Genomic DNA, 13,558 nt, shown 5'->3' on the forward strand with positions numbered 1-13,558 from the left:
ACCTTCTTGTCAGAGTGAAATGGCGAGAAGGTGATCTTATTTGGTTTACGTTTTCTGAATGCTTCGTTTCTCTGCAGAGGCGTTTAATCGTCGCAAACGATAGGCGTTCGTTGCGGATTGGCCAAGCTCCTCTAGAATGGTGTAATTCGCCCAGGCTCCCGCGACAGCCCCGATCCCGGGCACCATCTGCAATAACTTGCGAAAATCGATTGCATCGCGATATTCCTTCTGGAACGTCTCCCAGTTCATATGTTCGGAGTATTCGGTTTCCGCGGACCACAATTCCTTTTCAGCATCCCAATTCTTGATCGACTTTAGCAAATTGGCGCGTTGTTCCGGACTGGAGAACGACATTTGGAAAACCTTAAGTATGAATACCCGTTCTGAGAAATGCTTCGTATCGTATCCGTAGTTATGAGCCAGTTCAAACAAGTATTTCATCTTGATCGCGATTAAGGCAGGAAAATCTACGACATTAAGCAGGATGCCGCCCGCTCCTGTGCCTGCGCCTTCGGCAACCGCGATCTTCTGATACAAGGAAAACAATTGTTTCGCTTCTTGATCGTGCAGCTCTAGATTAAGCGTGCGCTGCACGGGCCTCTGAGGGGTATATTCCGCGCCGAATAGCGCCGTGCGCACGATCGACTTTATCGTGGTCGTAATGAGGTCTTGCGCTTTGGCAGGAATGAGGTTGTTAATTCGATTACCGATCGCCTTCGAGGTTTTCTCCAGCCATCCGGGCGGCTTGAATAATTGCTGCTCCCAAGCGGCGATTTCTGCGCGCGCTTTCTGTTCATAATTCATGGCCAATCGCTCCTCTAAAAGACTCGGCTATAGTATACCGGATAATATCGTTATGCAAAACAGACCGAAGAAGGTGAAGGGACCCGACGAAAGTCGTGGAGCGGCGTCCTAAGAGAGGCAGGAAAGGGCAGGCTCTGGACTTGTTAACCGGACCCTTATGGATAATCTGGATCGAGCAGTGCCATACTACGTCGAGTAATTACATGCGAAATGAGGATGGACCTTGGGAATTTTAAGCGGTAACCCGAAAGACGAACCGATGCATTACGGAGAAATATTCGGCGTATGGGGATCTTCCGCAGCGGCTAAAGGAGCAGTTTCGTGCTTCCAAATTTATCGCAACCATGCGGGAGATCATGACTTAAAAGAGTTCATCTCCGATTACATCGATCAAGCCAAATCGGAGATCAAGGAATTGGATCGTCTCCTGGTTGATAATGGCATCACCCCTGCGCCCGAAATGGCAGAGAAACCTAGCGTGGAATTGGAGGACATTCCGGAAGGAGCACGCTTTGCGGACCAAGAGATCGCAGTCGCTCTCGGCGTGAACTTAGCCGTCGGTCTAGGGGCTTGCAGTGCGGCGATGAGTATTTGCATTAGAGAAGATATCGCAGCCCTGTTTTTAAAATACCATACGGAAAAAGTAGGGCTAGCCGCGAGAATGCTTAGAATGCAAAAGGAAAAGGGCTGGTTAATACCGCCCCCGTTACAAATAAAAAGACCGGAGAATGACTAGAAGCAAGAAAGAAGAGCCCCGCGTGTCGGCGCTCTTCTTTTTGTTCGGTTTTTTATTCGAATGATTATATCCTCTTGACCGACGACCGTCGTTACAGTAAAATGTACACAATACACTGAACTGTAATAGATATTGATCGGAGTGTTTATTATGACGGGCTACACTGCGAAGCAAATCGCAGAGATTTTGCAGCAGGATGATCCCAAAATGAACTTACGAACGGTAAGATACTACACGCAAATCGGAATGGTGCCAGCCTTGGAGCTTCTCGGCAATAAAAGAGTATACACGGATCGGCATATTCATTTTTTTCGAGCCATCGTCACCTTAACGAGAACCGGGGAAAGCTTAGCGTCTATACAAGAGAAGTTAATGTCGCTCGCGCCGGAAGAAATAGAGAAAATTGGTCGGCAGCTGTATCTGTATGATTCTAATCGGGTGCTGGAACACGAAACGCTCGCCATTAACGAGGATGTCGCAATCACGCTAAGTCCCCGAGTTTCCGCCGAATTGAAACAAAGGGTTATTGAATCCGTTTCCCGGCTCATAAAGGAGGACGCAAATTGATGCTTCGTCTGAGATTGGCCAAATCCATGATGGAGCGGGAAGAAGGGATGAATCATCTATGGATTCAGCTCTTGCCTGAGGAAGGTTCAATTGTCGAAAAAGCTGAAGTCCGCATTCAATTGCCGACTGGACTCTATCGCTCTCCCAATCTAAATGGTCATGAAGAAAGTGAATCCAGCGGCATCCTCATTAATAGGGAGGCGCAAGGTAAAGATGCGCTCCTGGAACTGTACACTCAACATGCAGTTCACTCTGATGAATCCTTCGTAATAGTTACGGTGAGCTTCAAAGATAGCGAGGATCGATGGGTAGAGGTAAGCGACAGGATCGTCATTCGCTTTGTTGCCGAAGAGGAGATAGGGGAGACTCTGGAGCTGGACCAACAGGTAATTAAACGTGTGAAGGAGCTAAGAAACAGTGCAGCAGAATGGCCCGATTCAGATGACTTGACGATATCGCCCCCAAGGACCTATGAATTAAGAAACAATAAATATGCCTATCTTGAACAATTGTACCGGGTGGATTTTTAAATAAAACGACGGGTGGGAACTGCAATGACGGATAACGAACAAACCGAATATACGGTAGAATATCAGGATCGCTACGGCGTTGTGTATTATCGGAATGTCCAAGCGACAGATATTGCCGACGCCAAAGCAAGAATTCAACAAATGCTGCCTGACGTTACGATTCGCGCCGTTACAAGTATTCCAACAATTGCCGCAAATCCATGATTATCATGAAATAGCCTGTGAACCTCCGCAGCCGCGGGGGGTATTTGGCATGAGACATACCCAAATAGGGGTGGGGGGTAAAAAAAGATTGATTATTTATAGGGTGGTGGGGTATTCTATGGATGAGGGAAAAAATTCGCCAAACATGACTTGAACAGGAGTGAATTTAAGATGAAGAAGAAAACGATGCTTATGTTAACGGGCGCTTTGGCTATCGGTGTGCTATCGGCTTGCGGAGGTTCAAAAGAAAACGCCCATTCGGACGGCCACGGCAGCACAAGTCATCAGGAAGAAAACTCCGCAACGCCAAGTGCGGGTCACGGCGACCACGGCGATCATGGAACGAGCGAACAATCGGCAAACTATAAAGCGTCGTTTTCGTTTTCGACAGAATCGGTGAAAGCAAACGAAAACTCAGAACTGCATATTCAGATCACGGACTCCGACGGGGATGCAGTAAAAGAATTCGAATTAAACCATGAAAAATTGATGCATCTTATTGTCGTAAGCAAGGACCTTTCCTATTTCAACCATATCCATCCTAACGATCAGGGCGATGGTCAATTTTCAATCGGCATGTCGTTCCCAAATGGAGGAGAGTATAAGGCTTTTGCCGATTTTGTTCCGAAAGCAGGCACGAATACGACGCTCAGTCAGTGGGTAAAGGTAGAGGGGAATGCAAAGTCGCCAGAACCTGTTAAGGCTGATGCGCAGCTTACGAAAGCGATCGACGACAAAGAAATCGAGCTTACCTTAAGCAGTACGAAGGCAAATGAAGAAGTCACGCTTGTATTCAATATTTCTGACGCGCAGACAAAAGAAGGAATCCGCGATCTGGAGCAATATCTCGGCGCAGTCGGTCATGTCGTCATTTTATCGGAAGATGCAGAGCAATATCTCCATGTGCACCCCGTCGAAGAGAAGGCAACCGGTCCTAAGGCTGAATTCATGACGTCTTTCCCGAAAAGCGGCACCTATAAAATATGGGGTCAATTTCAACATCAAGGTAAGGTCTTCACTGTACCTTTCGTAGTAAACATTAGTTGATTTGATTATTCGGAATGGGAGGGCGACGCTTATGGGGGAGACAGTCAAAATTGCCATTAGCCCAGCGATTCAACTCGGAGGCAGCCTGTTCACTCCGAACCAACTTGCAGAAATCGGTCATGTCCTCGGCGCGGATGCCAAAGTGGAAGTAACCCCCTTCAAGCAGCTGTATGCAGAGGTGGCGCTTGAGCAACGGGATGCCGTCAAGGAAAAGCTTGAGCAAATCGGGCTTGACGTGAACCCGGCAGGTTTCGTAACGAAAAGTCTTATCGCTTGTAACTTCTGCAAAGGAGCCGAAGAAGCGGGGCTTGAGACCGCAGTTGCCTTAAATGAAGCAATAGCAGGCATTGCAACGCCTACACCGCTGAAAATCGGTTACGCCGGGTGTGCTTTAGGCACGAGCGAACCGCTAATTAAGGATATCGGCGTTGTCAAAATGCGCGACAAGTTTGACATTTACGTAGGCGGTGAGCCAAAGGGACTTAAAACCTCTTTCGCCAAGCTGCTTCGCTCCGGAGTGACGGAGAAGCAGCTTATTCCCACCGTTATTGCTCTTATCGATTTTTACAAGGAAAATGCAAAGGGCAAGGAAAAGTTCGGCAAATTCGTAGATCGAATCTCGCTAGACAGGCTAAAAGATATGACGCTAATGGGAAAAGAAGGTGGCGGGCATGAAACAATCGATTAAAATCTATACGATTCCCACTTGCAGCGACTGCAATTATGCGAAGCGTTACTTCAAGGAACATGGGGTTCCCTACACAAATCTTAATTGCGAAGAAGACGCCAAGTATGCCGAGGAAGTCTGGAACCTGACTGGAAAGCAGATCGTCCCAACGATTGTGATTGGAGATCGGGTTTTCATTGGCTTTGCTGAAAATCTTGCTGAAATCGGCAAATTAATCGGTTAAAGCGGAGACTGCCTCATACGCTCCTGAAATGACCTTGCATCGGGTTTATCTATTTCCATTTCAGGAGCGTATTGCGTCGGAGGGAGGTACTTGTTCCTTTCAACCTTTACCCTGAATTATCCTTTCGGAGCAATTTGCTTGCCTCAAGGGGTGGCCCCTTCATTATTGTTCATATTGATCAAACCGGTATTAATTGCTTCCCATAGGTAGAGGGAGACGATAGTAGAATAGGGCTTCCATTCGGCCTGTTTATGCTGCAAGTGCGATAATCCATCGCCCATATTCGCAACATAAAGCCATTCCGCCGCACGCTGAAGCCCCCTGTCCCCGAAGGAGAGCACATCCGGCCTGCCCAAGTAGAAAATAAGAAACATCTCTGCGGTCCATCGACCAATTCCTTTGATCGAGGTCAATGAACGCACAACCTCCTCGTCATCCATCTCTCCAAACGCCGCAAAATCTAGCTGACCTTCCTTAACACGTTCGGCGAGGTTGCGGATATAGCTGAGTTTGTTTTTGGACAATCCCGCCGAGCGCAAGCGTTCCTCATCCGCAGCCAAGACAGTGTCCGGCGTTATCGTTCCACATACAAGCTCTACCCGACTGAAAATCGTAGCAGCGGCTTTGACCGAAAGCTGTTGTCCGACTAACGATTTCGCCAGGTAGGTAAAACCGTCTTGCTGGTCCGGAATGCGAAGGGGGCCGATCTGGCGGATAAGCCGGTCCAGTAAAGCATCGTTTTCGCGCAATTCGCGTACATAATCGTTTTCCGGATGAACATCGAAAATGTATGACAAGCTAATCTTCCTTTCTTATTGGAGTCCAACCTTAGCTTGGGGTAAAAGATACATTTTCCAGCTTTCTCGCTTTAACAGAAATGGGAGAAGTAATTTTTTCAAGCCTAAAAACACATACTAATTCGAGCTGACTACGGAAGGAATGTGCTACCCAATTGAATGAAAATCGGATTATGACGGCACTTGAAGATGTAATCGATCTAGAAATCGGCGTAAATATCGTTGATCTTCGTAGCAGACGTCAGGAAAGCAGTTAAATCGGTTGAAGGGACGGAGCAGGTTGAGGTTAAGCTTGTGTTCGAACCGAGGTGGACGCCCGCAAGAATGAACGATGAAGCCCGAGAACAAATTCGATTCCGGCATATGACCGAGAATTAACGAGTTTGCAGACTCTAATGTGAAAATAAAACAGTTAATGACGGAGAGGGGATTAGTTTATGTCAAATAAAAAGAGCTACTTTTCGTTTGAAGATCCATTCGGGATCGCAATAGAATTTCAAGCTACCAGCTTGCAGCAGGCTATGGTTATTAAAAAGAAAAAGGCCCTAGAAATGGGGATTCCTAAAGAGGCTTTTGAGTTGAAGACCATTCGCAAAAAACCAAGTCAGAACGTATGATTTCTACTTGAAAAAGGGGAAGCTCACTGAATTCCCTTTTTTTTCAATTCTACGAAATCAAGAATAAAATTCCACAAATTGGATTGTCGGGCCAGCGCGTAAGCGCCAAACGGTTCCCGGGACGTCTAAAGCCGCCTGCGGGGTTTTGATGCGATAAGGGCGGACGTCATTTGAATTTGCTGCTGTGGAAGTGATTGGATTCATTGTTGTTAGCTCCTCTTGTCTTAATGATAACCGTTCGTCCCTGACAGCTGTTTGTCAGGGAGGTTAAAGAAATTTACAACGGGGTCATTTCCAGCCCTATCTTGGATGTTTTTCATCTTTTTCAACGTTTCCATCGTGAGCTACTTGGCGGTTGCGCCGCTGGCGGCCACGTTAACGGCAACACCCAGGTGTCCTTATTTGTTTCAATGTAACCGACATTACCAACCGAGCCCCGTATCCGACAGCCTCGTTCCGGTTTTTCCATGCACCGTGTAGTTGTCCTGTTCGTGTCCCTTGTGTGTTATGGAAGATAGAGTCCAGTTTAAGAGGATGAAAAATCGGTTTGGCCTCGGCGCCGGCCGAGTAGACAAACAAGCTAATAGCGGCAATGAATAATGCGATTAAACGAAATAAACGGTTTGCCTTTTTTTGCGGGAATGATTTCGATGGCCATCGAACGGAACGTGTTCCCAATATCAAATGCAGTTTGATACTATTAGTCTAGGGATAGCCGTTAGGCAAGTAAATGTTGTTTTTGGCGGTTTGTACCTGTATAGATGGAAGAAGGAAGGGGAGAGTCCAGTGATCTATGCCGAGGTTATGAAGCACATTACTCAGCAAATCGGCGGCGGGACGGAAAGCCGGGGAATCAATCAAGCCATCGAAGTGTACAAATTAGAATGAGAGGGGATCGAATGATTCCGAAGCTAGCCGCTGGCCGTCGTCATTCCGTAGGACTGAAATCCGACGGCACAGTGACGGCAGTGGGCGATAATAAAAATGGTCAATGCAACGTAGCCGACTGGAGAGATATTGTAGCGGTCGCGGCGGGCAATGTACATAGGGCAACGAATACGGGCAATTCCCATACAGTCGGTCTTAAAGCGGACGGTACATTGGTGGCGACAGGCTGGGACAAACATAAGCAGTGCGATGTAAACGGCTGGTCCGATATTGTCGCGGTAGCAGCCGGGTGGCGACGTACGGTTGGCCTTAAATCGGACGGCACGGTAGTGGCTGCCGGACGAAATGACGAAGGCCAAAGCAATGTCTACGATTGGCGCGATATTGTAGCGGTAGCGGCAGGCGACTGGCATACGATCGGCCTTAAAGCGGACGGGACAGTATCAAGCGCAGGGAATAACCGATACGGTCAGTGCAATGCAGTCAGTTGGCGAGACATCGTGGAGGTCGCGGCGGGTTACTTGCATACCGTCGGGCTTAAGTCGGATGGAACGGTGACGGCTGCAGGCTTGAATAAGCATGGTCAATGCGAGGTAAGCGGTTGGCGCAATATGGTGTCAATTGCGGCGGGGAGTTATCATACCGTCGGCCTGAAAGCCGATGGTACGGTCGCAGTTGCAGGCTTGAATATGCAGGGGCAGTGCAATGTAAGCGACTGGCGCGACATTGTGGCAGTTGCGGCCGGATGCGCTCATACTCTCGGTCTTAGATCCGACGGCACAGTAGCGGCTGCGGGCGATAACGAATACGGCCAATGCGAGGTAAGCGACTGGTGGGGCATCCAGCTTCCCGGTAATATTAATCTGCCCAAGAGCTAACAAGTCGCGTAAATCGCGGTTTCTTTTCGTGTCGTGAAGCTTCGGGATCATGTTGGCGTTCTGCAAACTTGTTAGGCGACGGCTATTTTTTGACTCCAGTGAAAAAACGTTTCTCTAGACCCACACGATTTGCGATTGATATCATGGATATCACGAAGCAATCGGAAGGGGGCGGCCGGCAAGATGGAGCAGCAGCAAAGGTACGATAATTTGAAATTAGGCGAGCGAGGAGCCATCATAAGTATCCTTGCTTACATAGGGCTGTCGGCGCTGAAATTAATCGTGGGGAACTTATCCGGCTCGGAAGCCTTAAGGGCGGACGGTCTCAACAATGCTACCGACATTGTCGCGTCGATCGCTGTTCTCATTGGTCTAAAATTAGCTCAGAAGCCGGCCGATAAAGATCATCCGTACGGGCACTGGAAATCGGAAACGATCGCTTCGTTAATCGCTTCTTTTATTATGATGGCCGTCGGGATCGAAGTTCTAATCAACGCTGTTAGGATCGTATTTCAAGGGAGCGAGCAGTCGCCTGATCCGATCTCCGCTTGGACCGGGTTGTTTTGCGCGGCCGTGATGTACGGTGTGTTCCGGTACAATAAAAGTCTTGCAATCAAAACAAAGAGCCAAGCCGTTATGGCTGCGGCCAAGGATAACATCTCGGATGCGTTAGTAAGCATCGGAACGGTCATCGGAATCGTCGGCTCCCAATTCAAGCTCCCTTGGTTAGATCCAGTTACTGCGGTGTTAATCGGGCTAATTATATGTAAAACGGCATTGGATATTTTCCGCGAAGCCTCTCATCATTTGTCCGATGGGTTCGATGAAACGACGATCCAGAAATTCAGAGAAAAGGTAAAGCAGGTGGAAGGGGTGGAAGACGTCAAGCAACTGCGCGCGAGATCATATGGCAGCAATGCTGTCGTTGACGTCGTCCTTTCGATCAGAACAGAAGCGAAATTCAGAGAAGCGCATGATATTGCTACAAGGGTAGAAGATGAATTAAAGAAATCGGCGGAAGTTATCGAGGTCCATGTTCATTATGAACCAGCGAAATAATGGAGATAACGCAGTGCGGGGGCATATAAAAATGATAAAAAAGGGGATAATCCTTCTACTCTATGTGGCTGGAATTGCGGCTATCCTGATATACAAACAGCCATTGCTTAGCTGGCTGGCACATAGCGATATGGAACGTCTCCCTTGGATGATCGGAGCTGCGATATTGCTGGCGGCAGTACCCGCCGTCCCTTTCGGTATCGTAGCCGGGATTATGGGAGCTCAATTCGGACCGGTGTGGGGTACTTTAATTAATGTTATGACTTCCGCAATAGCCGCAGCTCTTCAATTCCTTGCCGTTCGGGTGTTGTTACAGAAACAGGGGCGTCAGTTCTTATCGAAGTTCAAACGGATCGATCTTTTCATCTTATTTTTAGAGCGCAATGCCTTCCTCGCAGTAGTAACGGCTCGGCTCCTTCCTTTTGTGCCGGCTCCGGCGATTAATGCAGCCGCTGCGATTAGCCGTATGAGCTTCGGCAGCTTCTTCATTGCAACGATAATAGGCAAATTTCCGGTTATGGTGCTGTTTTCCGCAATGGGAGACAAGCTGTTGACGAGCGTTTCCGGTATAATGTGGCCGCTGATTATTTATACGCTTTTCCTTATAACCGTTTATGCGGGCTACCGCTGGCTTTACGTGCCGAAGCTTTCGACAACGATTCGACTCCCGAAGGAGAAATAGATGTTCTAGTTCAATATAGAAGCCAGTTTTCGTTGTCTGTGAAAGCTGGCTTTTTAGTTGAAGAGGTCGTTTTACTCGTTTTAAATGCTGCTGAATGTTTGAACCAAGAGGAAAACATTTAACGAGATGATTATCATTGCAATCCCGACAGCCAAAATGTTTGTGAACCGACGATTTGCAAGATCGCCCATAATTCGTTTGCTGCTTGTAAATACGATCAGAGGAATTAGGGCAAAGGGGATACCGAAAGACAGAATGATTTGGCTAATAACCAAAGCCGCAGTCGGATTGACTCCGATTGCAATAAACAAAATAGGCGGTATGACGGTAATGGCCCGCCTTAGATATAAAGATATTCGCCGCCTAATAAACCCTTGCATAATAATATCTCCGGACATTGTCCCAACGGCTGAACTGGCCAAGCCGGAAGACAATAGACCAATGCCGAATAACAATGCAGAGACAGTTCCGGTAATTTCGCCAAACTGCTGGAATGCCACATCCAAATCCTGAACATTTAGACCGTTTTTATGAAAGAGAGCTGCCGCAACGATGAGCATGCTGGCATTGACGATTCCTGCTATCGACATCGCAATCAGGATATCAATAAATTCGAAACGGAATATCCTTTTGCGTTCAGCCTCGTTCCTCCCGACAATCCTTTTTTGAGTTAATGCAGAATGAAGATAAATGGCATGGGGCATTACTGTTGCACCTAAAATCCCCGCTGCCATCATTACGCTATCTGTGCCCTTGAACTGTGGTGTTATAAATCCTTGAAGTACTTCTGAATAGTTAGGCTGTGCAAAAATAACCTGCACTATAAATGCGATAACCACAATAAACACCATTGCGGCAATTACGGCTTCCAAAGGGCGAAATCCTCTGCGCTGTAGCTCAAGTATGGCGAAGGATCCTACTGCGGCGATAAGAGCTGCAGGTAATAAAGGAATGCCGAACAATAAATACAAGCCTAAGGCTGCTCCGATAAATTCGGCAAGATCAGTGGCCATAACGACGAGCTCCCCTTGAATCCAAAGACCGAACGAAACCGATTTGGGTAAGTTCTCACGGGCTACCTCTGGCAGATTCTTGCCCGTCGCTATCCCTAGCTTTGCAGATAAAACTTGAATCAGTATGGCCATTACGTTAGACACAAGCACTACCCAAAGCAGCATGTAGCCATATTGTGAACCGGAAGCAATGTTGGTGGCAAAATTCCCTGGATCAATGTAGGCTACACCCGCGATAAAAGCGGGGCCGAGGAATGGCAATAGATTTCTAATTCCTTTAACACGCCCGGTTGACGACATCACTTGAGTATTTGACAGATCGCTCATCACGAACATCTCCATTCACATTTACTGCGTATTTTTGCCTGACCCAAATACTTTTTCTGGACAGACAAAAAGTTTCCTCAGGTAAAAATATATGCTCATATCATTGAAATAGCAACAATAATCTTACAACTTAGAAACGGGGACATTTTCCAAAAAACTTTAGCTATAAATCGAACCTTTTCCAATGAAGGCGGCAATATAGATTGTAAGCTTACTAGGGAGGGCCCTTTTTTCGTGAAAGACATCCATATCGAGCACTGGATCAAACGGTTGAAGGAGGGGGATCCTTCTGCATTTCAAGTAATTTACGAATGGTCGTTCCCCGAAATCTACCGCTCCGTCGTCTTTCTGATGACGGACAAGCATGAGATCGAAGATGTAATGAACGAGATTTATTTTCAGCTGTGGCGGTCCATCGACAATTACGATGCAAATCGTCCTTTCCGATTGTGGCTGTACGGTATCGCAATGAAACAAATACAGAAGTGGAGAACCAAAAGCTGGAGGAGATTTCGGATTTTCAAGAAGAAGCGGTTGTTGGAGGTGGAAGAGCATCTTTTCTCGGATCGTCGCGCTCTTGAGATCGAAACTCACGGGGAAATGCTGGCACTCGTTCATCAATTATCGGACAAGCTTCGTACGGTGGTTATTTTGCGCTACTATCACGACTTTACTTTCGACGAAATTGCGGAATTGCTGAATATTCCCGCAGGCACGGCCAAATCCCGACATCACGCCGCGCTAAAGAAGCTGCGCGAGCTTAGCCCGTATCTTGAACCGGAAAAGGAGCAACGACTTTATGTCCATTGAACAACAACTCCGCGATAGGCTGCAGGATTGTGCGGAAGCAATGGAACATCCATCCGAAATGCAGAAGCGCATTAAAGAAACTTCCTTCACTCGTTATCGCAATGACAAATTTAAATCAAGCTCGAATCTTAAAGTTCGCATTGCGGCAGGTGTGCTTGCGGTTATACTCCTAACGCCGGTTGTCATTTATACCGTCCCCGCCGTAGCGGCGCAAATTCGGGCGCTGCTTAATCTATCGGGGACAGAACCTTTGCGCAGCTTCGTCACCAAAGATGAGGATTCGAACTATACCACCACGAACCTGTATGCAGATGAGATTACCGGTAACAAGACGGCCCAAGAAGTGCTTGAGCTCATTTACCGCGGGTTCCCCGAGACGAAGGAATTCGACATCGCGAGTGCGCAAATTGCCAAAGGAATCCGTGGAGGAGAACGGATCCATCTATTTAATGTCGTTCTGATCGAGAAAGGAAAGACATTCGAGGAGCCGCATAAAGAGGTTGTCGCCAATGTCGATGCGGAGACAGACCAGCTTCGTTTTGTGCAGACAATTGGCATAGAACCGTTAGCGAAGCCTGCATCGCAGCTGCGTGAGGGAGACGCGATCTCTATAGCTACTGCCTTCTTGAAGCGATTGGAGGTAAGCACGGATGGGTACCAGCCTGAATTGGCAGGTGCTGCTGAGGATGAAGCGCAGGAAGCAAGCCCGCGCATCGTTATCTACAAGGCTGCGGAGGATGGCAGGACGATGCTTCAAGTGAACCTTCAAGAAGGAAGTACAAGCGTTGCATTTTTCACTCCGGAGAAGTCATGACGCGGAAACCTCTTAATTATAGAGAGGGCAGAGTGGCTTTGACGTTCCTGTTGCCTAGCGTCATTGGCTTTGCATTATTCTATCTGATACCGTTCGCAATGGGGCTCGTCTACTCGGTACTTGATCGAACGATTGGCGGTTCATTTGTTGGATTTTCGAATTACATGGAACTGCTGAGTAGCGATTCCTTTCGTAAAGCCGTCTTGAACACGTTTTGGTTCATGGCGGCGAACGTTCCCTTGATGCTTATGCTGTCACTTGGAATCGCACTCGTATTGAATCGGAATCTCTATTTGCGTCAGTTTCTTCGGATGGCTTTTGTCTTGCCGTTAGTTGTGCCCGTAGCCTCCGTCGTGATGGTGTGGCAAGCGCTCTTTGATTGGAATGGAACATTCAACGCTTGGCTGCATGCTGCCGGGCTTGAACGGATAGATTGGATGAAGTCGGTCTGGGCGAGAAGCGTAATCTCCTTGTTTTACCTATGGAAGCATATCGGCTACAACATGATCTTATTGCTCGCCGGCCTGCAGAGCATTCCGCGAGATTACTATGAAACGGCCGAACTGGAGGGGGCGGGCAAGTGGTTCCAATGCTATCGGATTACGCTTGTCTATTTGACGCCAACGATGGTTTTTGTCGTCCTGATGTCGGTGATGAATACGTTCAAAATATTTCGCGAAACGTACCTGATCGCAGGAGATTATCCGCATGACAGCATTTATACGCTTCAACACTATATGAACAATATGTTCCTCGCGCTGGATGTGCAGAAGCTGTCGGCGGCGGCAACGCTTATGGTGATAGGTATCTTCATCCTTGTGACCGCATTGCTGCGCTTAGAGAAACGATACACGCAATTTATGGAATGATGCGG

The 13,558-nt window shown here is 47.7% G+C and carries 17 protein-coding genes; 14 read left to right on the forward strand and 3 right to left on the reverse strand.

Annotated features, from left to right (window positions below):
• Positions 1-45: 45 nt before the first annotated feature.
• Positions 46-804, reverse strand: a complete 759-nt coding sequence (locus DFP98_RS13925; protein WP_116061203.1) for an EcsC family protein — start codon at positions 802-804, stop codon at positions 46-48.
• Positions 805-1,027: 223 nt separating this feature from the next.
• On the opposite strand from DFP98_RS13925, the gene DFP98_RS13930 reads away from it, so the two are divergent.
• The 7 genes from DFP98_RS13930 to DFP98_RS13960 all read left to right on the forward strand — a co-directional run bounded on the left by DFP98_RS13930 (position 1,028) and on the right by DFP98_RS13960 (position 4,799).
• Positions 1,028-1,540: a DUF3231 family protein gene (locus DFP98_RS13930; protein WP_116061204.1), complete on the forward strand. Its 513-nt coding sequence runs from the start codon at positions 1,028-1,030 to the stop codon at positions 1,538-1,540.
• 150 nt (positions 1,541-1,690) lie between these two features.
• A complete protein-coding gene (locus tag DFP98_RS13935) occupies positions 1,691-2,107 on the forward strand; it encodes a MerR family transcriptional regulator (RefSeq protein WP_116061205.1) in 417 nt (138 codons plus the stop codon).
• Positions 2,104-2,637 carry a hypothetical protein gene (locus DFP98_RS13940; protein ID WP_147310184.1) on the forward strand — a complete coding sequence of 178 codons (534 nt, stop codon included), beginning with the start codon at positions 2,104-2,106 and terminating at the stop codon, positions 2,635-2,637. The genes DFP98_RS13935 and DFP98_RS13940 overlap by 4 nt, the downstream gene beginning before the upstream one ends.
• Positions 2,638-2,661: 24 nt before the next feature.
• Positions 2,662-2,841, forward strand: coding sequence for a hypothetical protein (locus DFP98_RS13945; RefSeq protein WP_116061207.1), 180 nt, complete (start codon positions 2,662-2,664; stop codon positions 2,839-2,841).
• A 171-nt stretch (positions 2,842-3,012) separates the two neighbouring features.
• Positions 3,013-3,888, forward strand: a complete 876-nt coding sequence (locus DFP98_RS13950) for a hypothetical protein (RefSeq protein WP_116061208.1) — start codon at positions 3,013-3,015, stop codon at positions 3,886-3,888.
• 31 nt (positions 3,889-3,919) lie between these two features.
• Complete coding sequence (locus DFP98_RS13955; RefSeq protein ID WP_116061209.1) at positions 3,920-4,576, forward strand: NAD(P)/FAD-dependent oxidoreductase; 657 nt, start codon at positions 3,920-3,922, stop codon at positions 4,574-4,576.
• Complete coding sequence (locus DFP98_RS13960) at positions 4,560-4,799, forward strand: glutaredoxin family protein (protein ID WP_116061210.1); 240 nt, start codon at positions 4,560-4,562, stop codon at positions 4,797-4,799. The genes DFP98_RS13955 and DFP98_RS13960 overlap by 17 nt, the downstream gene beginning before the upstream one ends.
• A 143-nt stretch (positions 4,800-4,942) precedes the next feature.
• Here DFP98_RS13960 and DFP98_RS13965 read toward each other — a convergent pair whose 3' ends face one another.
• Positions 4,943-5,596 carry a DNA-3-methyladenine glycosylase family protein gene (locus DFP98_RS13965; protein ID WP_181917678.1) on the reverse strand — a complete coding sequence of 218 codons (654 nt, stop codon included), beginning with the start codon at positions 5,594-5,596 and terminating at the stop codon, positions 4,943-4,945.
• Positions 5,597-6,033: 437 nt separating this feature from the next.
• Between DFP98_RS13965 and DFP98_RS13975 the strand changes: the two genes are divergently transcribed.
• The 4 genes from DFP98_RS13975 (at position 6,034) to DFP98_RS13995 (ending at position 9,720) form a co-directional block, all read left to right on the forward strand.
• Positions 6,034-6,213, forward strand: a complete 180-nt coding sequence (locus DFP98_RS13975; RefSeq protein WP_116061212.1) for a hypothetical protein — start codon at positions 6,034-6,036, stop codon at positions 6,211-6,213.
• Positions 6,214-7,112: 899 nt separating this feature from the next.
• On the forward strand, positions 7,113-7,979 hold the full coding sequence (locus DFP98_RS13985; protein WP_246016525.1) for an RCC1 domain-containing protein: 867 nt from the start codon (positions 7,113-7,115) through the stop codon (positions 7,977-7,979).
• Positions 7,980-8,162: 183 nt separating this feature from the next.
• On the forward strand, positions 8,163-9,038 hold the full coding sequence (locus DFP98_RS13990) for a cation diffusion facilitator family transporter (RefSeq protein WP_116061214.1): 876 nt from the start codon (positions 8,163-8,165) through the stop codon (positions 9,036-9,038).
• A gap of 31 nt (positions 9,039-9,069) precedes the next feature.
• Positions 9,070-9,720 (forward strand): TVP38/TMEM64 family protein, encoded by a 651-nt coding sequence (locus DFP98_RS13995; RefSeq protein WP_220377096.1) that lies wholly within the window; start codon positions 9,070-9,072, stop codon positions 9,718-9,720.
• 80 nt (positions 9,721-9,800) lie between these two features.
• On the opposite strand, the gene DFP98_RS14000 is transcribed toward DFP98_RS13995, so the two are convergent.
• Positions 9,801-11,060 (reverse strand): Nramp family divalent metal transporter, encoded by a 1,260-nt coding sequence (locus DFP98_RS14000; protein ID WP_246016526.1) that lies wholly within the window; start codon positions 11,058-11,060, stop codon positions 9,801-9,803.
• Between the two features lie 234 nt (positions 11,061-11,294).
• On the opposite strand from DFP98_RS14000, the gene DFP98_RS14005 reads away from it, so the two are divergent.
• The 3 genes from DFP98_RS14005 to DFP98_RS14015 are packed head-to-tail and all read left to right on the forward strand — an operon-like array spanning position 11,295 to position 13,553.
• Positions 11,295-11,870 (forward strand): sigma-70 family RNA polymerase sigma factor, encoded by a 576-nt coding sequence (locus DFP98_RS14005; protein ID WP_116061217.1) that lies wholly within the window; start codon positions 11,295-11,297, stop codon positions 11,868-11,870.
• Positions 11,860-12,684: a hypothetical protein gene (locus DFP98_RS14010; protein WP_116061218.1), complete on the forward strand. Its 825-nt coding sequence runs from the start codon at positions 11,860-11,862 to the stop codon at positions 12,682-12,684. Before DFP98_RS14005 ends, DFP98_RS14010 begins: the two co-directional genes overlap by 11 nt.
• A complete protein-coding gene (locus DFP98_RS14015) occupies positions 12,681-13,553 on the forward strand; it encodes a carbohydrate ABC transporter permease (RefSeq protein ID WP_116061219.1) in 873 nt (290 codons plus the stop codon). The genes DFP98_RS14010 and DFP98_RS14015 overlap by 4 nt, the downstream gene beginning before the upstream one ends.
• Positions 13,554-13,558: the final 5 nt, after the last annotated feature.

It is taken from the genome of Cohnella phaseoli, assembly GCF_003386235.1.
Taxonomy (GTDB): Bacteria; Bacillota; Bacilli; order Paenibacillales; family Paenibacillaceae; genus Cohnella; species Cohnella phaseoli.